Genomic DNA, 22,178 nt, shown 5'->3' with positions numbered 1-22,178 from the left:
CACGGACTCCTGCCGTGCAGATTTTTTTTACCAATTCGCGGAAGGGAGGGGAAAGAGTCTTGATAAAAAAATTCATCCCGCTTATTATTCTTGGAATCGTTCTAACGGGATGCACGAGTAAGGAAGTACCGCCTGATGTGCAGACATATCCAGAGACGGAACTGCCAAACGAGACGGGTCAATCGGCAAAAGACACTTTGCAGACATTGCATGTCCAGCCTGAGCATTTCCAGTATGTTGTGGACTGGCTGTCGGATACAGAAATTGTCTATGTAGAGCAAGAAGAAAATACATATGCGATAAAAAGTTTTAATCGGTTGACCGGGAAGAGTGAGTTGATAGACCGGGAAGATTCGTTTATCAATGATGTTCTTGTCCATCCCTCCAAAAAGTACCTTCTCATACATACGAGCGATGATTCGGATTCGGCAACAGTCAAGATTATTTCGCTGGATGGTACCGTCCTTCATCAGTTAGCGATTGAGTCAAAGGAACTGTCGGTTGAATGGAACGATATTGATGAAAATCTTGTTCTATTAACAGCTTTTCATGATGATTGGTCATTTGACCTGTTTTATTATGATGGACACGAAGAAGAAATGTCATCGTTATCACTGGAGGATCCATTTCCAAAGTGGCTCGGGACAGAACAGCTCTTAACTCTTAGTGAAAATGGAGCAGTTTCTGCCTATGATGTAAAAACAGACGAAACTTCACCTACGGGCATTTCGGGCGTTGTCCAATTTGAAACGTATTTTGATTCACTCCTGACGATGCAGCCGGGGGAGGGCGAGAAGGTCTTGCTGGAAATGAGAAATGGAGAGGGCAAGCTGATGGGGAAAGTCGAAATGCCGGCGGTATCCAGTTTTTCAGGTCTTGTCATGCCGGAGATGGATTGGCTGTCTGCCGATGAAGTGCGAATGAAGGTTCCGACGGCAGGTGGAAAGCTGGATGAAATGACCGCGCCCTTCCAATTGGCGGATATCCGAGGGGGACAAGTCAATGTATTGATGGATGATGTACCTGACGGCCCGCTTCACTGTTCTCCTGCAGGGACCTACTGCCTGACCGGCTACGAGGGAGAGGATGTATTGGATCTTGCGAAGAAGGAATTGAATAAGTGGTTGGAACAATAAAAAACATCCTTCAGCAAAGAAGGATGTTTTTTGTACCCGTCAGATCGTTCGGATGATTAATGAAGTTTCGGCGGATAACCTTGGTAAACGATTGTCGCAACGGTGAAGGCACCGAAGATGACAACTGCAGCCAAATTGAAAGCAATGCTTAAAATATTGCGTTCTTTGAAGCCTTGGACTGTACCGACCACTGCCAAAATAGCAACAAGACCAAAAATAACCATTAAAATGTTCATGTAGTAGACACTCCTTTCAAACAAGAAAAAATGAATGCCGATTAGCAATATTCCCTTTCTATTGTACTGGCTATTATGATTTTTGTCGAGGTTAATTCATGACGATTGTTTGAACTCGGTCCTCAACTTGAGTAATATGATTTTAAGAGGAGGAATTTATTCATGAAAGTACATACGTATCCGTTAGGTCCCATCCAGACGAATTGCTATATTATTGAAAATGATAAAAGAGAATGTTTGCTGTTCGATCCAGGTGAAGAGGCCGATAAAATTGTAAAAATCGTTCAAGACGCCAAGCTGACACCGATCGCAATTTTGCTGACACACGCCCATTTTGACCATATTGGCGCAGTCGACGAAATAAGAGAACGTTATAACATTCCCGTATACCTTCATAAGGCGGAGGCGGCATGGATGAATGATCCCTCACTAAACGGATCTGCGCGCTACCCGGGGCTTCCGCGTATTGTAAATCGTCCAGCGGATCACTTGCTTAGTGAAGAAGGGGAGCTGCGGGTCGGATCGTTTACGATGGAAATCCGACATGTGCCTGGCCATTCGCCTGGCAGTGTGCTCTATTCATTCCCGGAGGAACGGTTTGCAATTGTAGGGGATACGTTGTTTCAGCGAAGCGTAGGGCGTACCGATCTCCCGGGAGGCGATACAAAAACGCTCCTCAATTCCATTCATACGAAAATCCTGACACTGGATCCGGATTGTTTCCTATTTCCTGGACACGGCTCGTATACGTCGCCGGGTGAAGAGGAAGATGCCAATCCATTCTTGCATGGTTTCGAGTAAGGTGGGGCGAGAAATAAAAAAAACAGCCAATTGGCTGTTTTTTTACGCGCTCATTCGTGGCCGGCACCTGGTACGTGAATGAAAGTAGCATAATAGCTGAATCCGACCATGAAAATCATCAAGTAAGCGCCGAACATGTACATATACATACGCTCAGTAAGATTCAAGTATCCAAGCAACAGGAAGAAAATCGTACTAGCGACGAAGATGAGCGATGCAGGCAACATGCCGCCTACAAAGAACATAACTGCGAATACCCCTGTCCAGAAACCACATAGTTTGAACATGTTATCCATACGTGCGTCCCTCCTTAACGTAAAACAATACAATGATCTCACCATCATTATAAAGGATACGCTCTGCAAATGTAAACTTATATCGAATGGCATTGTGACAAAATGGTGTATTCTGCTATGTCATGCGAAAATCGGGATTTGCGCCAAAAGAGCCTTTGAAAACTTTGTTTTGGACGATTTCAGCCCTTGATAATTCGAGTTTGCCGAATACCATTCCCTAATCCTTGGAAGACATGTATACTGGTTGTGAGACGGAAAGCGATCTTTCGTCACTGAAAGAGGGGTGTTGAATGGATAATCAGCAAAATATGATTGAAAAGAAGTGCTTTCTGCTGTTGGAAACTGCCATTGGACAAGACGTGACAGATATTCATCTCGTCCCCCATGATGATGAATATGAAGTAGCTTTCAAACTTGGTGTGAAATTGAAGCGGACCGGCACAATCCCCCTCCAATTGGCGGCCCGTATGATTTCTTTTTACAAATACCTCTCTTCGCTCGATATTAGTAATCGGCGAAAACCTCAAAGCGGTTCATTCCACAAACAATTCAACAATGAAAATTTCTCGTTCCGAATATCAACCATTCCATCCATCCATTTCAAAGAAAGTGTCGTTATCCGCCTTCAGAAGCATGATCGCATCGTTCCGATTGACTCCTTGTGTATAGAACGAAAATGGGCAGACCAATTGCGAAATGCGGTTTCAAATGAACAAGGCCTTGTTATGGTGACCGGTCCCACGGGTAGCGGGAAAACGACAACTATCTATTCCCTTCTGGCACATTGTGTCAATGTATTGCATCGTCATGTCATCACATTAGAAGATCCGGTCGAAAACAATCATTCCCATTTGCTTCAAATTCAAGTGAACGAACAGGCGGGCATGACATATGCTGCTGGTTTGCGCGCCATACTCCGTCATTCGCCTGATGTCATTATGATTGGTGAAATTCGTGATGCCGAAACAGCAAAAACAGCTGTCCAAGCGGCATTGACCGGTCATTTAGTCGTAACGTCTGTCCATGCCAAAGATGCCGTTGGCTGCTTCTACCGAATGTTGGATTTCGGTGTTTCACTGGAAGAATTGAGGCAAACGGTCGTATGCATTTCCTCACAGCGTTTAATTGAAACAACGGAGCATTCTTTGTCCGCTCGATTTGACATTATGGACGCTGAACAGTTGGAACGAATCAAGGAATATGTAGCGAAAGGAGGAGGGATGGTGAGACCCGCAGAAAGCGATAATGTTTTTCTGAATTACGAACCAGGCAAACCATTCGTGAAACGATCCTAATGAAATGGAGATTTCGTACAAATGAGACTGCGCTCGTGAACCAATCGGCTTTTTTAAGGCGTTTGGCGGAATTATTGGATCAGGGATATACAATCCACGACAGTATAGTCATTCTGCTTCCTCATTATGTTCGTGATTATGAACCAATATTGAACCTAGCAGAGAATGCATTTCGGTCTGGAATGACCGTGACCCAGGTGCTGGAAGCGATTGGCTTTAAACGTACGGTGCTTTTGCCAATCGCGGTGGCGGAAGTGGATGGAACATTAATTATCTCTCTCAGAGAACTGGCCGGGCGATTGGAGTTGAAGGAAAAACGGGATAAAAGATTAAAACGGATTTTAATTTATCCGGCTTTCCTTTTCATCTTTATGGCTTTCCTCCTTCTCCTGTTCAGACAGTTTTTCCTTCCAAACTTTCAAGTTTTGGCTCAAACGCGACAAGCAGAAACGAGTTTTTCTACACTCTTGCCGGTCATAGTCGGCAAGATTCCAGATGTGCTGCTCCTTTCCTTTATCGCGGCGGCTGTTGGGCTTTTCATCGTTAAAAAATGGTATGCCAAACTGACACCAGCGGAGAAAATACGAAAACTGGTAAGGATTCCGGTGATCGGTTCATTTCTGCTGAAAACGAAAACGTCCGAATTGACCGGAGAGATCGGATCGCTATTGCGGAGCGGCCTGCCGATTCAGGAGGCGTTGGCCATGTTGGAAAACCAGCGATTAGACGTCTTGATTGCGGAAATGGCAAGCAATTTAAAACAGCATCTCATACAAGGCATCCCATTCGAACAGGCTATCCTTTTGACTGACGGGCTCGAATCCAACTTGGCATCCTTCGCAAAGCATGGATCCGACACGGGCCATCTAGCAGAGGAATTAATCCTCTACAGTGCGCACTCATTCGAAACGATGGAATCCGATATCTCAAAATGGCTGGCCGTCATCCAGCCTCTCTTATTTACTTTGCTTGCCATCTGTATTTTGCTCGCATACTTGGCGATTTTGTTGCCAGTGTATGGAATGATCGAAACGATGTGAGGAGGAATAGATTATGGTTCGAAAAGAAAAGGGATTCACGTTGATAGAGATGATGATCGTACTTTTGATTATCTCCGTTTTGGTATTAATTGCCATTCCGAATGTTACGAAACACTCGCGTTCCATCGATGAAAAAGGATGCGATGCGTATGTCAAAATGGTTCAGGGACAAGTGCAGGCCTATAAGATGGACAAGAAGGAGTTTCCAACCTTGGCCTCCTTGAAGGATGAAGGGTATGTAACCGGAGACCTCCAATGCCCGGACGGCAGGAAATTGAATCTTTCCTCTGAAGGCGAAGTAAAGCCAGACCCTCTGCCCGGCCAAGCAGGGGATGTAGATGCGGACTAAGGAAGCGGGCTTTACTTTTTTGGAACTTCTGCTGGTGCTGAGCATCGTCGTTATTCTGACGGTGCTCGCCCTTCCTTTTGGTGAAAAGTGGTTGTCTGGCCGGGCCGAGGAAGAGGCTCTGCAGGCGTTCATTGCCTCCGTTTATAAGATGCAGGCGCATTCCTTGGCGAGCGGCTATCCAACTGAACTGACTTTGAAAAATAATGGTGCCACATACATTATTACATCCAATCTCGAAGGGGAGATGGATCGGATGGATTTTCCTGCTGGCATGCGCATTAGCAGTACGGGGGCCATGCGGCGTCTTGAATTCAACGGGAATGGGCAAATTCGGGAGTCAGGAACCATAACAGTGAATATGACGAAGCGAACGGTCGAACTGCGCTTCCAATTACAATATGGGAGGATCATATTACATGAACGATAAAGGATATTCTTGGCCGGAAGCGTTGCTTGTCCTGCTTCTGACAACCATCATCTTCGGCACACTGCTGCCGTTCGCGACGAACATGATGGTGGAATTAGGGGAGAAGAAGAAATCCATGCTTGCGGCCAGGACGGCATTCCAGGGAGCAATCATCCATTCTGCCTATGGCACATTATCGGGAGTTGAGGAAGTAGAAAAGACGGCTTTTGAGTGGAGCATCCATGGCACATCCGTTTGTGTCAGCTATTTGAGTAGGGATGAGGAAATCATTTCATGCTACGGCTCATAAGGCGGGAATCGGGCTATACCTTATTGGATTCATTATTTCAATTGATCATAGCGTTCACTTTTCTGCATTTGCTCGTCCTCTTCTTTTATTGGAAGCAGACGATTGAGCATCAATATGGGACGGCTGCATCGACGGAGTGGGAGCTTTTTACGGCGGAACTGCAAACATCGCTTGCTCATGTAGAATCAATTAGTTTATCTGCAGACGGCCGGGCTTTGACGTATGTAAACGAGAGAGGCGTGCAAACGATCAGCCGAAGCGGGACGGTCATCCGTAGAACAGTGGACTTCCAAGGACATATCCCCCTTTTCACCAACATTCGTTCCATCCAGTTTACCTTGGAAGAGGAGATGGTCCGGTTGACGATCGTGACGTTGGATGAAAAAATAAAGGAAAGGAGATTTGCGATTGGGTTATATCCGGAATGAGAATGGCTCCCTGTTCGCGGCTGCATTAATATTATTATTTTTTGTCAGCCTCTTTCTTTTTACCCTCGTTTCATGGCATAGTAATTTATATAAAACTTACGATTCTCTTGAACAATACTACGAAAAGGAATTGATCAAGACATTAAATAGGGTGGATGAAAATGAAGAAAGTCTACTTGGTCGGATACATGGGCAGTGGTAAAAGTGCCATTGGCAAACGATTAAGCAATATGGTGGATATGCCTTTTTTCGACATGGATGCGGAAATCGTCAACGATACAGGGATGACAATTCCTCAAATATTTGAGACATATGGTGAAGAGCGATTCCGAGAGATGGAGACGGACTTCTTGCGACGCTTTCCGGATCAGTATTGCATTATTGCAACTGGCGGAGGCGTTGCGATGAAGGAGGAGAATCGGCGTATTATGAGGGACACGGGCCTGGTCTTCTTCCTGAATGCTCCGTTCTATGAAATATGGCGCCGTATCTCGACAGATAAAAATCGCCCCATCGTCCAGCGCTCAACCCGTCAAGAACTGGAGAGCCTGTATTTCAAACGCAAGCCACATTATTTAAAGAGCGCTCATTTCAGAGTGGAGACAGCGGGCCGCTCCATTTATGAAATAGCTGACTACATAGCGTTTCAGATTGGCAGGCTTAAGGAACCCGAGGAATGATCGGGATATATTGATAGGCTATCTAATTTTTTCTTGGTGCTAGAATCGACAGGAAACCCTCAAACACGAACATTAATTAATAAAAGTAGTTTAATGTTCGTAAAAAATACGAGATGCTAAAAATGATTGCGTATGCAGATTTGAAATGTTAAGATATAAGGCAATAGGGTACTGATTCGTCGGAATCTTACACATTTTGTGCAAGCAATTGAATATCGCGGATGACTGAGCGGGGAGAGCACGTATTAGGCGTCGCCGAAGGAGCAAGTAACGGAAGTTATGAATCTCTCAGGTAAAAAGACCCGTTCATGACGCATCTCTGGAGAGTGTCGATTCGATCGGCCACCAACGAGGAAAGCCGCAAGGTCAAACTTTCAGGTACACGGACAGAGGTTCCTTTTCTATAGGGGACTTCTGTCTTTTTTTCGTGGACAGCGAGCTGGCGATTGTCAGCGCGATCGTCTTGCTGCGGATTGCTTGCACAACCGAACATCGGGGAGATCCGATTTGTTCGGAGCTCTACTTTACTATTAGACTAGGGGGAAATTGGCATGGTTGAATCGTTGAAACGCACGGCCCTTTTCGATACTTATGCGGAATATGGAGGCAAAACGATTGATTTTGGAGGCTGGGAGCTGCCAGTTCAATTCTCTGGAATCAAAGCCGAACATGAAGCGGTGCGAACGCAAGCCGGTCTGTTTGATGTATCCCATATGGGAGAAGTTTTTGTCTCAGGAGAAGGGGCACTTGCATTTCTGCAAAAACTTGTAACAAATGATGTCTCCAAGTTGAAGGACGGGCAAGCCCAGTATACAGCGATGTGTTATGAAAATGGCGGTACAGTGGATGATCTCCTAATCTATAAAAGAGGAGAGAACGACTATCTTTTAGTCGTCAATGCGTCCAATATCGATAAAGATGTGGAATGGATGAAAAAGCATGCCTCAGAGGATGTCATAATAGAGGATAAATCAAATGAGTATGGTTTGTTGGCTCTTCAAGGACCAAAAGCACAAGAGGTTCTTCAGAAGTTGACTGACCAGCCATTGGAAGAAATTAAATTTTTCCGTTTCAAGGAAGGCGTAAACGTGGCGGGACATGAGGTTCTCGTCTCGAGAACCGGTTATACAGGGGAAGACGGATTTGAATTGTACGGTTCGCCAGACACAGTAGTCGCGTTATGGTCGGCCATTCTCGAAGCAGGAAAAGAGGAAGGAGTTCTCCCGGCAGGTTTGGGCGCTCGTGATACATTGCGTTTTGAAGCCGGACTTCCACTCTATGGACAAGAGCTATCCAAAGATATTTCTCCACTCGAAGCGGGACTTGGGTTTGTCGTCAAACTCAATAAAGAATCCGACTTCATTGGCAAAGAGGCGCTAGCTTCTCAGAAGGAACAAGGTGTTCCGAGGAAACTTGTCGGCATTGAAATGATTGACAAAGGGATTCCGCGCACTGGTTACAAAGTGTTTGTTGGAGACGAGGAGATCGGCGAAGTGACGACAGGAACACAGTCACCGACATTGAAAAAGAATATCGGGTTCGCCCTTGTTGATTCGAAACAGACAGAAGCAGGAAATGAAGTGGAAGTCGAAATCCGTTCGAAACGTCTGAAAGCGGTTGTCATCGCAACACCATTTTATAAACGATAATGAAATGAAGAGGGGATTTGTGGATATGAAGCATCGTTATATTCCGATGACGGAAACGGACCGCGATGAAATGCTAGCGGCCATCGGCATCGCAACTGTGGATGAATTGTTTGAAGATATTCCAGAAAAAGTACGATTCAAAGGTGAATTAGACATTAAACCTGCAAAATCGGAAACGGCTCTGATGAAAGAATTGTCTCATTTGGCGAGCAAAAATGCTGATTCCCGCCACTATACATCGTTCCTTGGTGCAGGTGTCTATGATCATTATAAGCCGATCATTGTTGACCATGTAATTTCCCGTTCTGAGTTCTATACGGCCTATACACCGTATCAGCCGGAGATTTCCCAAGGTGAACTACAGGCGATCTTTGAGTTCCAGACAATGATCTGTGAATTGACAGGCATGGATCTCGCCAACTCTTCCATGTATGACGGCGGAACTGCGCTTGCAGAAGCAGGAACGCTTGCGGCTGGCCATACACGCCGTAAAAAGCTGCTTGTTTCCGAAACAGTCCATCCGGAATCCAGGGATGTAGTGCAAGCTTATGCAGCTGGCCAATTCATTGAAGTCGTCACGATTCCACACAAAGATGGCGTTACGGACATGGAAAAGTTAGAACAGTTAATCGATGGTGATACTGCTGCGGTTCTAGTCCAATATCCAAACTTCTTCGGTCAAGTAGAAGATATCGAGAAGATCGGAAAAATTGCACATGATCAAGGCGGGCTATTCATTGTTTCGTCCAACCCGCTGGCGCTTGGCGTCTTGACGCCTCCAGGCAAACTTGGTGCGGATATTACAGTTGGCGATGCTCAGCCGTTCGGCATTCCAGAACAATTCGGCGGCCCGCACTGTGGATATTTCGCGACGACGACAAAGCTTATGCGAAAAGTGCCTGGACGTCTTGTCGGCGAGACGACAGATGAAGATGGAAGAAGAGGTTATGTTCTTACGCTTCAAGCGCGTGAGCAGCATATCCGCCGTGATAAAGCGACATCTAATATTTGCTCAAACCAAGCACTGAATGCACTTGCAGCATCTGTTGCGATGACGGCACTTGGAAAAGTGGGCGTCAAGGAAATAGCATATCAAAACATTGCCAAAACAAGATATGCAAAAGAGGCATTCGAGAAAGCAGGCTTTGATGTTAAATTTGGCAACGTCCACTTTAACGAAATCGTAGTGGATGTGAAAAAGCCGGTGGCTGAAGTGAACGAGCAGTTATTCCATAAAGGAATGATTGGCGGCTATGACCTTAGTTCCACATATCCGGAACTGGCTAATCACACATTGATCGCTGTGACAGAACAACGGACAAAAGAAGAAATTGATGCGCTCGTGCAGGAAATGGAGGCCCTTCATGCGTAATGAAAATCAACCGCTGATTTTTGAAATATCAAAAGAGGGACGGATCGGCTATAGCCTCCCTGAATTGGACGTACCGGAAGTCGATTTGACAAACTTGTTGCCTGAAACTTATATCCGCTCTGAAGAGGCAGAGCTGCCGGAAGTCTCGGAGCTTGATATTATGCGACACTATACTGCGCTTTCCAATCGGAATCACGGAGTAGATACAGGATTCTATCCGCTTGGATCTTGTACGATGAAGTACAACCCAAAAATCAATGAAGCGGTTGCCCGCCTATCTGGTTTCGCGAATATCCATCCACTGCAGGATGAAGCCACTGTTCAAGGTGCAATGGAAATCATGTATGACTTGCAGGAACATCTTTCTGAAATTACAGGTATGGACGAAGTGACGCTTCAGCCGGCTGCTGGTGCACATGGTGAATGGACTGCGCTCATGATGATCCGTGCATTCCATGAGTCAAACGGCGATTTCAATCGGACAAAAGTGCTTGTGCCGGATTCTGCCCATGGCACAAACCCTGCTTCCGCAACGGTTGCAGGATTCGATACGATTACAGTTAAGTCAAATGACAACGGCCTAGTCGATATCGACGATCTAAAATCTAAAGTTGGACCTGACACAGCGGCCCTCATGCTGACAAATCCGAATACACTCGGACTCTTTGAAGAGGATATTTTAACAATGGCTGAAATCGTTCATGGTGTCGGCGGGAAGCTATACTATGACGGTGCTAACTTAAACGCCGTTATGGCCAAAGCACGCCCGGGCGATATGGGCTTTGACGCTGTCCATTTGAATTTGCATAAGACGTTTACAGGCCCGCATGGCGGCGGCGGACCAGGCTCTGGCCCAGTCGGCGTGAAAGCGGATTTGGCTCCGTTCTTGCCGAAGCCGGTTCTCGTTAAAGAAGGGGACAGCTATACATTCGAGTATGACCGTCCGCAATCAATCGGCCGTGTGAAACCGTTCTACGGAAACTTCGGCATTTATTTACGTGCCTACACGTATATCCGCTCTATGGGGCCGGATGGATTGAAGGCAGTTACGGAGTATGCGGTACTGAATGCAAACTACATGATGCGCAGATTGGAGCCGTATTTTGATCTGCCATATCCGCAGCATTGCAAGCATGAATTTGTTTTATCAGGCCGCAGACAAAAGAAACTCGGTGTACGTACACTCGATATGGCAAAACGCCTGCTTGACTTCGGTTTCCATCCGCCAACGATCTACTTCCCGCTTAATGTAGAGGAAGGCATGATGATTGAACCAACCGAGACTGAATCGAAAGAAACGCTCGATTCCTTCATCGATGCAATGATCCAAATTGCCAAGGAAGTCGAAGAAACGCCGGAAATTGTCCAAGAGGCGCCTCATACAACGGTCGTTAACCGTTTGGACGAAACAAAAGCGGCACGTCATCCAGTTCTTCGCTTTAAGAAAAAAGAAGAGGAACTGGTTAACGCATAATCCGTATTAAATTTTGGCTGCACGCCGAATGTTTGTATCAAGCAAACATTTGGGCGTGCAGTTTTTTGTGTTGAGAGTTCCTGAAGGCTTTTCGAAGAGGCGGCCGCTAATGAAATAAACAACGGCCTGCTGCTCAGCCGAAGGAAGACCGGATGCATGCCAGGAGGCCCGAGGAAGCTCGAAAGCAGCCTGTAACCCGTCTGGATGGTTACGGGTGTCAAGGATTCTAAGGAGGCTGTCAGGAGGGATGCAGGCATGGGAGAATTTATTGTAATAGAAAAAGTTCCTCCCGGAGGAAGAACTTTGTCATCATTTGCTTCTAATTTTGCCTGTCCACGTACGGAATCCGCCTTGGAGGTGGAAGAGCTGTGTATACTCTTTCTTTTTCAAGAATAGAGCGGCTCTTGCACTTTTGCCGCCGTTTTGATCGTACAAGTAGACGGGCTTATCCGCACGGATTTCTTTATAACGCTGCCGGAACTGGGAGTATGGGATATTTCTCGCTCCGAGAATGTGGCCCGCTTCAAACTCCTTCGGTTCCCGCACATCGATAAGCTGCGCTTTCCGGTAACCGTTGATAAAATCCTCTTGCGTCAAGTTTGTGACCGCTTTACGCAGGCGTAACATCGTGATGACGATGTAGAGGATGAGGAGAAGGACGACCGCCCCTAAGATATATAAATCCACTTCGATTTTCCCCTTTCTTTCTATAAGTCCATTATAAAGATTAAGTAGCACATGTTCAATGAGAATGATAAAATGAAATTCGTTGTAATGAATCGGCAAGCATAAAAGAATATTTCGCCGACCTGGACAAGGGATGCCGCTGCTTATTAGCATGGGCATTTTCCACTTCTAGGTCGGCAACATTGTTGATTGGAAGGGGAATTGGTATGGAAAAAGAGGTTTGGCATTTCATTAATTCCGGAAAGTGTTCGCCATCTTTTAACATGGCGCTCGATGAAGCGCTTCTTGATTGGCATAGCAGAGGGGAGATCGGACCGGTTCTGCGTTTTTATGAATGGCAGCCTGCCACCTTGTCGATTGGATATTTCCAGCGAGTGGAAAAGGAAATTGATATGGAAGCCGTAGAGAGGCATAATCTTGGCTTCGTCAGACGGCCGACAGGCGGAAGAGGCGTCCTTCATGAACATGAATTGACCTACAGTGTCATCGTAAGGGAGGATTACGAGGACATGCCTGAGACGGTGACGGAAGCATACCGAGTTATTTCAGGCGGCCTGTTGGAAGGTTTCCGGAATCTTGGTCTGCAAGCGGAATTTTCTGTACCGGTTACGGAGGAGCAGAATGAACGGCTGCGTAAACCAAAAAGTGCAGTATGCTTTGACGCACCAAGCTGGTACGAGCTCGTTGTGGAAGGTAAGAAGGTGGCAGGAAGCGCTCAAACCCGTCAAAAAGGTGTTATCCTTCAGCACGGCGCCATCTTGCTCAGTTTGGATGAAGAGAAGCTCGTCTCGTTATTTAAATTCGAGTCAGAAGAGGCGCGTGAACGTATGCGAAAAGGATTGCCAGAAAAGGCAGTGGCCATTGACCGGCTGACAAATCGTCCGATCACAGTGGATGAGTGCATTCCTGCCTTTGCAACTGGGTTTGAGAAGGCACTTGATATGACGCTTGAACCGCTGGAATTGACGGATGAACAACTGGAGTATGTCAAGGAGATCGAACGAACGAAATATTTGGCGGATTCCTGGACATATCGAAAGTAAAAATCGGACTTTCGTTTCATTTTTTTTCGACGAATACCGACGTTATCGGCTTTCTAGTTGTGAGAATATTTTTCTTCGTTGAACGTAGTTTCAAGATGTAGTAGATTAGGTTATATACATAATACAACATGTTGTGTTTTAGTGAATTAATTCGAAGGAGGACGCAAGCATGGTCATTGTTTCAAAGCACGACGAGCCGAAATTGGACAAGGCACAGTTGAACACGGATATTGCGAAATTCCCGCAAGTCCACCCGATCACGGACGATATGAGAATCGAGCATAGCGGTGTTTCGCGGCTTGTCATGATAGATAGATATTCTTTTAAGGATACCGAAAAGAAAACGTTAAAAGTGGGTGACTTTGTCGTCCTCACAGTGAAGGAAGACCCGAAATTTCCAGCTCGTGGCCTAGGTTTTGTGGTGGGCTTGGATAAAAAAGCGGGCAAGGCGGATATTTGGATTGAAACTGAGTATCGTTCTTCGATCGATGACCCAGAAGAACAGGAGAAGGGCATTGTGACACGTCCACTGGATGTTATCGAGAAGCCACTTGAAGTGTTTTATGAGCAGATTGCCAAACGAAACGCAACAGGGCTGGCATCCGTCGAACAAACGGAAGAACAGCGGAAGTCATCTTTTGACATGTTCTACAAACAATTATCTAACTTGAATTTTGTACCTGCTGGCCGTGTGCTATATGGTGCGGGGTCCGATACAGAAGTCACGTTCTTCAATTGCTATGTCATGCCGTTCGTTCCGGATTCCAGAGAAGGAATCTCGGATCACCGCAAACAAGTAATGGAAATTATGAGCCGTGGCGGCGGCGTAGGAACGAATGGTTCGACGCTGCGACCGCGCAATACGCTTGCGCGTGGAGTGAACGGGAAGTCTTCCGGTTCCGTCTCCTGGCTTGACGATATTGCGAAATTGACGCATTTGGTTGAGCAGGGCGGTTCAAGACGCGGTGCTCAAATGATCATGCTTGCTGACTGGCATCCAGATATTTGCGAGTTTATTATCTCGAAGATGCAAAATCCACGAATCCTCCGATATCTACTGGAAAATACGGAAGAGGAATTGATTAAGAAGCTTGCAAACGAGAAGTTGAAGTTCAAACCGCTGACAGCACAGGAAGAAGCGATGTATCAAGGGATCTTGAACTATCGGACAATCCCTGGTATGGGCGGCTTCAATGAAGCAATCTTGCGTGATGCGGAAATGAAACTCCGCGATGGCGGTACGTATACAGTTCATAATCCGGAATTTTTAACAGGTGCCAATATTTCCGTCACATTGACAGATGACTTCATGAAAGCTGTTGAGGAAGATGCTGACTTTGAACTGCGCTTCCCGGCGGTGGAAAATTATTCCCCTGAAGAAATGGAAGTATACAATGAGGAATGGCACAAGGTCGGAGATGTCCGGGAATGGGAAAGACAAGGCCATGAAGTGCGTGTCTACCGGACGATCAAAGCCCGTGCTCTCTGGGATTTAATCAATATCTGCGCGACATATTCCGCAGAACCTGGCATTTTCTTTATTGACAATGCCAACAAAGAAACGAACGCAAAAGCCTATGGCCAGCAGGTTGTCGCAACAAACCCTTGCGGGGAACAGCCGCTTGCACCATATTCTGTATGTAACCTGGCTGCGGTCAACTTAGCAGAGATGACAGATAAAGAAACAAAGACGGTAGACTATGAAAAACTAAAAGAGACGGTCCGTGTCGGCGTCCGCATGCAGGACAACGTCATCGACTCTACCCCTTACTTCTTGGAAGAAAATAAAGTCCAGGCACTTGGAGAGCGCCGCGTTGGTCTCGGTGTCATGGGTCTTGCCGATCTGTTAATTTATTGTGAAAAGGAATACGGTTCGCCGGAAGGCAATGAGCTGGTCGATAAAGTGTTTGAAACGATTGCGACGACTGCGTATCGTGAATCCATCGAATTGGCCAAAGAGAAGGGAAGCTTCCCATTCTTGATTGGCAAAGACGAGAAGGAAACAAAAGCGTTGCGTGAAGCTTATATTTCTACTGGCTTTATGAAGAAGATGCCGGAAGATATCCGTCATTCCGTGCTGGAGCATGGTATCCGGAACTCGCATTTGCTGACAGTGGCACCAACGGGATCTACGGGCACGATGGTCGGAGTATCGACAGGGCTGGAGCCATATTTCTCCTTCACATACTATCGTAGTGGACGTCTCGGCAAATTCATCGAAGTGAAAGCAAACATTGTGGAAGAATATTTGAAACGGAATCCGGAAGCAGATCCGAATCACTTGCCAAATTGGTTCGTTTCTTCCATGAGCCTTTCACCCGAAGCGCATGCTGATGTTCAGTGCATCATCCAGCGCTGGATCGACAGTTCCATCTCCAAAACGGTGAACGCACCTAGAGGATACAGCGTGAAGCAAGTAGAAAGTGTCTATGAGCGTCTTTATAAAGGCGGAGCAAAAGGTGGAACGGTTTACGTCGACGGCAGCCGGGATTCCCAGGTACTCACGCTGAAGGCGGAAGAAAACGTCATGGAAATGGCGCCGATGGAAGAGGAAATCGTCGAACAACGAAAAGTCGTCCTCATTAACACCATCCAAGATTTGCGTTCTACTAACGTCACGATCGGTTCAGAAGTCGGGAACACTTGCCCGGTATGCCGACAAGGGACAGTAGAAGAGATCGGTGGTTGCAACACTTGCACAAATTGTAACGCACAATTGAAATGCGGTTTGTAAAATAGCATAAATCAGGTGGAGAAAAATGAACGGTTTTTCTTCACCTGATTTTTTTATTTTACGTTTACGAGCGGTTTGGCAGAGGATACGAGAGGTTGCAAGGGATAATCGAGCGGTTCGCTAGATATATGAGCGGTAGCCGGGGAGATACGAGAGAAAGAAAAATTATACGAGCGGTTCGCCCGAGGATACGAGAGGTTGCGGGGGATAATCGAGCGGTATGAAAGATAAACGAGCGGTAGACGGAGAGATACGAGAGAATGAAAAAATATACGAGCGGTTCGGCAAAGGATACGAGAGGTTGCAAGGGATAATCGAGCGGTTCGATGGTTATACGAGCGGTAGACGGGAAGATACGAGAGAAAGAAAAATTATACGAGCGGTTCGCCAGAGGATACGAGAAGTTGCGGGGGATAATCGAGCGGTTCGATGGTTATACGAGCGGTAAGCGGGAAGATACGAGAGAATGAAAAAATATACGAGCGGTTCGCCCGAGGATACGAGTGGTTGCCAGGGATATACGAGCGGTTCGCGAAGAAAAACAAAAGAAAATCTAAGCAGGAAAATACCAATGCCAGCACTACCTATCTAGTGGATTTGGAAGATACCTCCTATTCATCACCAATAAAAAACTGCAGGTCCCCTTTTCAGGTGAACCTGCAGCTTCAATTAATTTGCTTGTATTGCGGAAGATGAAGAAGAAGAATCCGTAACCGGCTGGACTACTTCTACATTTTCAATGCCATGTTCTTCAATGTCGAGCAGCCTGTTGAAAGAAGCGATGGCGACTTCCACTTGGTCGTCTTCCGGTTCTTTCGTTGTCAGCAATTGCAGCCATAATCCCGGATAGCCTAAATATTTGAGGACCGGAATATTCCGTAATGAGTTGGTGAACTGCAATACTTCAAACGACACGCCGAGGACGACAGGGATCAATAAAATTCGATTGACGATCCGCAGCCAAAATGGATCGGCCGGAACAAGGAAATAAATGAACATCCCTACGATGACGGTGAATAACAAAAAGCTACTGCCGCATCGGTAATGGAGACGCGACTGGGCTTGTACGTTTTCAACTGTTAAAGGCAGTCCGTTCTCATATGCATTAATGACTTTGTGCTCCGCTCCGTGGTATTTGAAAACACGTTTAATGAGGGGAGTCATCGAAATTAACGAGACATAACCGAGAAGCAGGACTAATTTAAAGAAACTCTCCAACAATATTTGTGCAGTCTTGCCTGGAGCAATGGATTCGAACAACTGCGCCAAGAAGACTGGAACGAGTGTGAATGCAAATTTACCGAATAAAAACGATAGGACACCAACTGCGGCGACCCCAAGGATCATTGTCAGTTTGGATGTTTCTTCCGGTGCTTGCTCGACTTCCTCGCCAGGCATCACATCATACCGTTCACTGGCGAAAGTTAAATGTCGTGAACCAATTCCCGCTGACTCAATCAAAGCGACGATGCCGCGGAGAAATGGGATTTTTTTTAGTTTTTGCGCGAGTGGCTTCTGTTTTTTCGGCAGATAAAAATAATCAAGGGAACTATCTTTCCTGCGAATTGCTGTAACAGTATGATCACGGCTGCCGAACATGACACCCTCTATCAAGGCTTGGCCACCGTACGCAGGTGCTTGCTTTTTGCTCATAGGACTCCCCACACCTTCTTCTTAATTGACGGGTACACTGCTTTAGAACTTGTCCCATCTTTAATTATTTCTCTATTGTACTAAAAATGCGCCAAGGACTCCACAGAATAGGTTTAAAATTTCTTGATTGTCCCGACACTTTCCAATAGGAGGGATGGTTAATGAAAACAAAAACAATGGTATGGACATCTTTAGTCGCATCAGTAGGCATGTTAGTCGCATTGCGAGGCCTGCACTTTTTTCATTTTATCGATTGGTCGCCTGTCGGGTGGGCAAATCGCTGGGAACTGTTTGGTTCATCAAGTGCCTTTTGGAAGTGGACGTTGTTATTTATTCTGTTATTTATCATTACAATCATCTTCTATTACTTGATTTCCTTAACAAGTTCGATTCCGCCCACCATTACTTCGCTCATCGTTAGCATTATTTTAGCTTTTGCTATTGAATGGAGTATTCTGGTTCCTTCGACTCTGATGGAAGGGTTCCGTTCCATTTCTTATCCTTTTTTGGCGATTGTGGCAGTGGCCATCCGTTTTATCACAGGGACTGCGGTCTTTATGAAGAAACTTCCGAAAGAAGCGACGAAATAGGTTGCGACAATGGAACGATATGATAAAATGGGAAAGAAAAAGATGAGGGGAATGGTGCGTCGGTGAAAGTACTAGTTCTGAATGGACCGAATCTGAATCGGCTGGGAAAAAGAGAGCCGGGGATCTATGGGGCGGAAACCCTGGAGGATGTGGAACGCAAGCTGCGGGATGTCGCAGCCGATTCTCTAGTGGAAGTCCAGTTTTTCCAGTCGAATTCAGAGGGCGCGTTGATTGACCGTATTCATGATGCGGAGGATGAAGGCGTCGATGGCATCATTTTTAATCCGGGTGCATTTACCCATTACAGCATCGCGCTCCGTGACGCTGTGGCATCGGTTACTGTACCGGTCATCGAGGTTCATATTTCAAACATACATAGCCGGGAAGCATTTCGACAAACGTCTGTCATCGCCCCTGTTTGCATTGGCCAACTATCGGGCTTTGGCACAGATGGCTACGAACTTGCCCTCCAGGCGTTCCTTCTCCGAGGAAAAGGGGTCAAACTATGAAACTGGCGAAATTGAGAGATTTGCTAAAAGAAAAAGAGTTGGACGCATTACTCGTTACCAATCCATACAACCGTCGTTACATCACCGGATTTACCGGGACTGCAGGAGTTGCAGTCATTTCAAAAGAGGATGCTGTTTTTATTACCGATTTCCGTTATACGGAACAGGCAGCCAAGCAAGTATCAGGCTTCCGCATCGTTAAACATGAGAAAACGATCATTGAAGAAGTTGCAGAGCAAGTGAAATCAATGAATATCCATACGCTTGGATTTGAGAAGGACGATGTTTCGTTCGGCATGTATGAGTTGTATAAAGAGAAAGTGAATGCAGACTTACGTCCGGTTTCTGGCATGATCGAGACACTTCGGATGGTGAAAACGCCTGAGGAGATTGAAATCCTCAAGCAGGCGGCGAAAATTGCAGATGATGCTTTCGCTCATATTTGCACATTCATTAAGCCTGGCGTTACGGAACTGGAAGTGTCCAATGAACTGGAAATGTTCATGAGGAAACAAGGAGCGGAATCTTCTTCATTCTCTACAATCGTCGCTTCTGGTGTCCGGGGGGCCTTGCCACATGGCGTCGCCTCGGATAAAGTGATTGAGTCGGGTGACTTAGTGACACTTGACTATGGTGCATTGTATAATGGCTATATTTCTGATATCACACGGACGGTGGCAGTTGGTGAACCGTCTGCGCAATTGAAGGAAATCTATGAGGTGACACGTGTTGCCCAGCAGTTGGCTTTGGAACAGATCAAACCGGGTATGACAGGTATTGAAGCGGATGCCGTGGCTCGCGACTATATTAAGTCAAAAGGTTATGGAGATGCATTCGGACATTCCACAGGACATGGTATTGGCCTTGAAGTGCATGAAGGGCCTGCATTGTCCTTCCGTTCGGAAACAGTGCTCGTACCAAATATGGCTGTAACGGTTGAACCAGGCATTTACTTGCCAGGCATTGGTGGCGTCCGGATTGAGGATGATATCATCATGACCGAAACCGGAAATGAACGCTTGACACATTCACCGAAAGAATTAATTATCCTATAATGTTCAAAATGGAGGAAACAGCATGATTTCAGTAAACGAATTTAAAACAGGCTTGACAATTGAAGTGGACGGCGACATTTGGCGCGTTATTGATTTCCAACACGTTAAGCCGGGTAAGGGAGCTGCATTTGTACGTTCCAAATTGCGTAATCTGCGCTCTGGAAACGTGAACGAAAAGACGTTCCGTGCGGGTGAAAAAGTTGAGAAAGCACAAATCGACAACCGCCGTATGCAATACCTATATGCAAACGGGGATGACCATGTATTCATGGACAATGAATCGTACGAGCAAATCGAGCTGCCATCCAACCAGATCGAAGAAGAATTGAAATATTTAAAAGAAAACATGGAAGTGCACATCATCTCGTACAAAGATGAAGTGCTTGGTGTTGAACTTCCGTCAACGGTTGTATTGGAAGTCGCTGAAACAGAACCAGGCATTAAAGGTGACACTGCGAGCGGCGGTTCGAAACCAGCTAAAATGGAAACGGGCCTCGTCGTTCAAGTACCATTCTTCGTTAACACAGGTGATAAATTGATCATCAATACTGAAGAAGGCGAATACGTTTCAAGAGCATAATTAAGTACCCAAACACTTTGCATTCCTGACAGAGGGAGTGCGAAGTGTTTTTTTGTTTATTCAAATAGAAACCTAATGTGTGAAAGACGGCTTCATATTTCCACCCCACGCCTCATACGTTAAAACAGGAGGGGGAAACCGTTTGGAATTGAGCGATTTATTGAGGATTGCGGGCATTGGACTCGTCATCGGTTTTCTACATGTATTTTTTGAGCAAACAGGAAAAAAGGAATTCTCGTTTTTCCTTTTCTTTCTTGCTTACATATACATTGCGGTTGAAATGCTCCGTTTCCTGCGGATCTTTTTTGCAGAAATCGCTGAGTTTTTCCAATGGCTTTCGTTGGCGATGTAAATGTTCACATTATTCCAGATGATCGTCGTTTATGTTGTGCTGCTCATTATTGCTTATGTTGCGCCAGGATTAAAACCGATTTTGTATGCCGCCATTTTTTTCATCCTTCTGCTCTACATTTTCAGTATGTTCCTGTTGCCTTTTGGTCAAACAATCATTGAACTATTCGGTATTATGCCAGGCCCTTATGTCAAATTGCTCGTCGGAAGTGCCTTGCTCTTTATTCTGTCAGAATTGGTAGCGATGCATATAAGAGAGGAAGGATACGGATCAATCGCCTCCTTATCGCAGTTGGCAATGAAAATTGTCATTTTGACGTTATGGATCCCACACTTGAAAGCAATGATCGAAACACTCTCATCACTCATTACTAAATGAACGGAAGAAAATCCTATGCTGTCATTTTTCTTATCTGTCGTTAGCACTGTACTTTCCTCATTCATTATCGTATTGCTCGTTACCTTCATCGTCCTGTTGCTTAATTTTCTATTTCCCGCCTTTTCCAAGTGGACGAGGCTGCTTCTGTTTATCGTCGTCATTGCGGTTGTACTGCAGCCGGCATTTGATCAGTTTATCGCCATCCGGGAGATTACTCATACAGTCGCCATGACATTCATTTCTGTCTATCCGCTTCTAACAGCGAGTATCGTGGCATCCGGCGGAACATTCGGTTTGCTTAATTTTCAGCCGGCCATGCTGCTATTCGCGAACGGCATCGTCATTCTCTCGGAAAAGATTTTGATTCCGGTACTTGCGGCGGCACTCTTGTTTGACATCCTATCACGACTTCAGCCGTCCATGCCTTTTACCAAGATGTCGGACTTGCTGCGAACAGGCCTGCTCGGAGCCGTCTCGGCGATTGTAGCAGCCTATGCGATTTTCATTACGACAGGCGGGACGATGTCATGGGCGCTATCCGGCGTCACCAGTGAGCCGATCAAAGAATTGATTAAACAAAATATACCACTCATTGGATCACTGATGACCGACAGTCTCGGGGCGATGGGACGGTATACATCGGGCGCCAGCGTCTTTATCGGAGGTTGGCTGATTATGACCGTCTGGACGGTCGCTCTCCTGCCGACCCTTAAGACGTTGGTGACAGGCTTCCTCTATCGATGGACAGCGGCTTTAATTGAACCGTTTGCCAATGAAGATATTACAGGGACGCTTGATGATATCGGGAAGACGCTCTTTGTGCTATGTGCGATTTCCTTTTTGGTTGCCTTTGCTTTCATCTATACAGCAATCTTTTCGATTATCATTATCAAATTGATGACAAGCGTGAAATGAGTGGTTGCCATCGTACAGTTTATGAGTGGAATATTGCTGTTGTCGGTTCTATCTGTCGTACTGCCTTTATTGCTCCCTGATGATCTGGAAGACGATTTTCTGGCTATCATGAAAATTGCCATGGGTATTTGGATAATTCATTCGTTCTCCACAATTTTTGGTCATAGCCTGTGGTGACCAAGCATACTGTTAAACATAGATGACTACCCA

At 45.9% G+C, this 22,178-nt stretch carries 26 protein-coding genes and 1 riboswitch; of the genes, 22 read left to right on the top strand and 4 right to left on the bottom strand.

Annotated elements, in window-relative coordinates:
- Window positions 1-59 precede the first annotated feature (59 nt).
- On the top strand, window positions 60-1,136 hold the full coding sequence (locus L7D49_RS14220; protein ID WP_238081964.1) for a YqgU-like beta propeller domain-containing protein: 1,077 nt from the start codon (window positions 60-62) through the stop codon (window positions 1,134-1,136).
- 56 nt (window positions 1,137-1,192) lie between these two features.
- Here the strand turns inward: L7D49_RS14220 and L7D49_RS14215 are convergent, their stop codons facing one another.
- The gene (locus tag L7D49_RS14215) at window positions 1,193-1,372 is read right to left on the bottom strand and encodes a DUF2759 domain-containing protein (protein ID WP_238081962.1); all 180 of its coding nucleotides are present in this window, start codon (window positions 1,370-1,372) and stop codon (window positions 1,193-1,195) included.
- Between the two features lie 162 nt (window positions 1,373-1,534).
- Here L7D49_RS14215 and L7D49_RS14210 point away from each other — a divergent pair, with 162 nt between their 5' ends.
- Window positions 1,535-2,173, top strand: coding sequence for an MBL fold metallo-hydrolase (locus L7D49_RS14210; protein ID WP_238081960.1), 639 nt, complete (start codon window positions 1,535-1,537; stop codon window positions 2,171-2,173).
- Window positions 2,174-2,223: 50 nt separating this feature from the next.
- Here L7D49_RS14210 and L7D49_RS14205 read toward each other — a convergent pair whose 3' ends face one another.
- On the bottom strand, window positions 2,224-2,469 hold the full coding sequence (locus L7D49_RS14205) for a DUF2626 domain-containing protein (protein WP_238081958.1): 246 nt from the start codon (window positions 2,467-2,469) through the stop codon (window positions 2,224-2,226).
- Between the two features lie 290 nt (window positions 2,470-2,759).
- Here L7D49_RS14205 and comGA point away from each other — a divergent pair, with 290 nt between their 5' ends.
- From comGA to gcvPB, 10 genes are all read left to right on the top strand, one after another.
- On the top strand, window positions 2,760-3,764 hold the full coding sequence (comGA, locus tag L7D49_RS14200) for a competence type IV pilus ATPase ComGA (RefSeq protein ID WP_238081957.1): 1,005 nt from the start codon (window positions 2,760-2,762) through the stop codon (window positions 3,762-3,764).
- A complete protein-coding gene (gene comGB / locus L7D49_RS14195) occupies window positions 3,764-4,804 on the top strand; it encodes a competence type IV pilus assembly protein ComGB (RefSeq protein WP_238081955.1) in 1,041 nt (346 codons plus the stop codon). The genes comGA and comGB overlap by 1 nt, the downstream gene beginning before the upstream one ends.
- A gap of 13 nt (window positions 4,805-4,817) precedes the next feature.
- A complete protein-coding gene (gene comGC, locus L7D49_RS14190; RefSeq protein WP_238081953.1) occupies window positions 4,818-5,153 on the top strand; it encodes a competence type IV pilus major pilin ComGC in 336 nt (111 codons plus the stop codon).
- Window positions 5,143-5,580 (top strand): type II secretion system protein, encoded by a 438-nt coding sequence (locus tag L7D49_RS14185; protein WP_238081951.1) that lies wholly within the window; start codon window positions 5,143-5,145, stop codon window positions 5,578-5,580. Before comGC ends, L7D49_RS14185 begins: the two co-directional genes overlap by 11 nt.
- The gene (locus L7D49_RS14180) at window positions 5,570-5,869 is read left to right on the top strand and encodes a hypothetical protein (protein WP_238081949.1); all 300 of its coding nucleotides are present in this window, start codon (window positions 5,570-5,572) and stop codon (window positions 5,867-5,869) included. Before L7D49_RS14185 ends, L7D49_RS14180 begins: the two co-directional genes overlap by 11 nt.
- Window positions 5,854-6,297, top strand: a complete 444-nt coding sequence (gene comGF, locus L7D49_RS14175; protein ID WP_238081947.1) for a competence type IV pilus minor pilin ComGF — start codon at window positions 5,854-5,856, stop codon at window positions 6,295-6,297. The genes L7D49_RS14180 and comGF overlap by 16 nt, the downstream gene beginning before the upstream one ends.
- 161 nt (window positions 6,298-6,458) lie before the next feature.
- The gene (locus L7D49_RS14170; protein ID WP_238081945.1) at window positions 6,459-6,977 is read left to right on the top strand and encodes a shikimate kinase; all 519 of its coding nucleotides are present in this window, start codon (window positions 6,459-6,461) and stop codon (window positions 6,975-6,977) included.
- A gap of 221 nt (window positions 6,978-7,198) precedes the next feature.
- Window positions 7,199-7,291: riboswitch (glycine riboswitch) on the top strand.
- A gap of 237 nt (window positions 7,292-7,528) precedes the next feature.
- Complete coding sequence (gene gcvT / locus L7D49_RS14165; RefSeq protein ID WP_238081943.1) at window positions 7,529-8,626, top strand: glycine cleavage system aminomethyltransferase GcvT; 1,098 nt, start codon at window positions 7,529-7,531, stop codon at window positions 8,624-8,626.
- A 25-nt stretch (window positions 8,627-8,651) separates the two neighbouring features.
- On the top strand, window positions 8,652-9,998 hold the full coding sequence (gcvPA, locus tag L7D49_RS14160; RefSeq protein ID WP_238081941.1) for an aminomethyl-transferring glycine dehydrogenase subunit GcvPA: 1,347 nt from the start codon (window positions 8,652-8,654) through the stop codon (window positions 9,996-9,998).
- The gene (gcvPB, locus tag L7D49_RS14155) at window positions 9,991-11,472 is read left to right on the top strand and encodes an aminomethyl-transferring glycine dehydrogenase subunit GcvPB (protein WP_238081939.1); all 1,482 of its coding nucleotides are present in this window, start codon (window positions 9,991-9,993) and stop codon (window positions 11,470-11,472) included. The genes gcvPA and gcvPB overlap by 8 nt, the downstream gene beginning before the upstream one ends.
- 309 nt (window positions 11,473-11,781) lie before the next feature.
- Here gcvPB and L7D49_RS14150 read toward each other — a convergent pair whose 3' ends face one another.
- Window positions 11,782-12,099: a rhodanese-like domain-containing protein gene (locus tag L7D49_RS14150; protein ID WP_269136019.1), complete on the bottom strand. Its 318-nt coding sequence runs from the start codon at window positions 12,097-12,099 to the stop codon at window positions 11,782-11,784.
- Between the two features lie 266 nt (window positions 12,100-12,365).
- On the opposite strand from L7D49_RS14150, the gene L7D49_RS14145 reads away from it, so the two are divergent.
- From L7D49_RS14145 to L7D49_RS14135, 3 genes are all read left to right on the top strand, one after another.
- A complete protein-coding gene (locus L7D49_RS14145) occupies window positions 12,366-13,202 on the top strand; it encodes a lipoate--protein ligase family protein (protein WP_238081937.1) in 837 nt (278 codons plus the stop codon).
- Between the two features lie 169 nt (window positions 13,203-13,371).
- Complete coding sequence (locus L7D49_RS14140) at window positions 13,372-15,936, top strand: vitamin B12-dependent ribonucleotide reductase (protein WP_238081935.1); 2,565 nt, start codon at window positions 13,372-13,374, stop codon at window positions 15,934-15,936.
- 220 nt (window positions 15,937-16,156) lie between these two features.
- A complete protein-coding gene (locus L7D49_RS14135; protein ID WP_238081933.1) occupies window positions 16,157-16,384 on the top strand; it encodes a hypothetical protein in 228 nt (75 codons plus the stop codon).
- A 221-nt stretch (window positions 16,385-16,605) separates the two neighbouring features.
- On the opposite strand, the gene L7D49_RS14130 is transcribed toward L7D49_RS14135, so the two are convergent.
- Window positions 16,606-17,589 carry a DUF1385 domain-containing protein gene (locus L7D49_RS14130; RefSeq protein ID WP_238081931.1) on the bottom strand — a complete coding sequence of 328 codons (984 nt, stop codon included), beginning with the start codon at window positions 17,587-17,589 and terminating at the stop codon, window positions 16,606-16,608.
- Window positions 17,590-17,750: 161 nt separating this feature from the next.
- Here L7D49_RS14130 and L7D49_RS14125 point away from each other — a divergent pair, with 161 nt between their 5' ends.
- The 7 genes from L7D49_RS14125 to L7D49_RS14095 all read left to right on the top strand — a co-directional run bounded on the left by L7D49_RS14125 (window position 17,751) and on the right by L7D49_RS14095 (window position 21,968).
- Window positions 17,751-18,179: a hypothetical protein gene (locus L7D49_RS14125; RefSeq protein ID WP_238081929.1), complete on the top strand. Its 429-nt coding sequence runs from the start codon at window positions 17,751-17,753 to the stop codon at window positions 18,177-18,179.
- Between the two features lie 62 nt (window positions 18,180-18,241).
- Window positions 18,242-18,688 (top strand): type II 3-dehydroquinate dehydratase, encoded by a 447-nt coding sequence (gene aroQ / locus L7D49_RS14120; protein WP_238081927.1) that lies wholly within the window; start codon window positions 18,242-18,244, stop codon window positions 18,686-18,688.
- Window positions 18,685-19,743 carry a M24 family metallopeptidase gene (locus L7D49_RS14115; protein WP_238081925.1) on the top strand — a complete coding sequence of 353 codons (1,059 nt, stop codon included), beginning with the start codon at window positions 18,685-18,687 and terminating at the stop codon, window positions 19,741-19,743. Before aroQ ends, L7D49_RS14115 begins: the two co-directional genes overlap by 4 nt.
- 22 nt (window positions 19,744-19,765) lie before the next feature.
- Window positions 19,766-20,323 (top strand): elongation factor P, encoded by a 558-nt coding sequence (gene efp / locus L7D49_RS14110; protein ID WP_238081923.1) that lies wholly within the window; start codon window positions 19,766-19,768, stop codon window positions 20,321-20,323.
- Window positions 20,324-20,465: 142 nt separating this feature from the next.
- On the top strand, window positions 20,466-20,675 hold the full coding sequence (locus L7D49_RS14105; RefSeq protein WP_184210116.1) for a SpoIIIAC/SpoIIIAD family protein: 210 nt from the start codon (window positions 20,466-20,468) through the stop codon (window positions 20,673-20,675).
- Window positions 20,676-21,053, top strand: coding sequence for a SpoIIIAC/SpoIIIAD family protein (locus tag L7D49_RS14100; RefSeq protein WP_238081921.1), 378 nt, complete (start codon window positions 20,676-20,678; stop codon window positions 21,051-21,053). It abuts the gene before it with no gap.
- Between the two features lie 15 nt (window positions 21,054-21,068).
- A complete protein-coding gene (locus tag L7D49_RS14095; RefSeq protein WP_238081919.1) occupies window positions 21,069-21,968 on the top strand; it encodes a stage III sporulation protein AE in 900 nt (299 codons plus the stop codon).
- The last annotated feature ends 210 nt before the right edge of the window (window positions 21,969-22,178 follow it).

Origin of the sequence: Sporosarcina cyprini, assembly GCF_022048975.1 — a bacterium.
GTDB lineage: Bacteria > Bacillota > Bacilli > Bacillales_A > Planococcaceae > Sporosarcina > Sporosarcina cyprini.
Note: the sequence above shows the minus strand (reverse complement) of the source record. Positions and strands in the feature narration are given on the sequence as shown.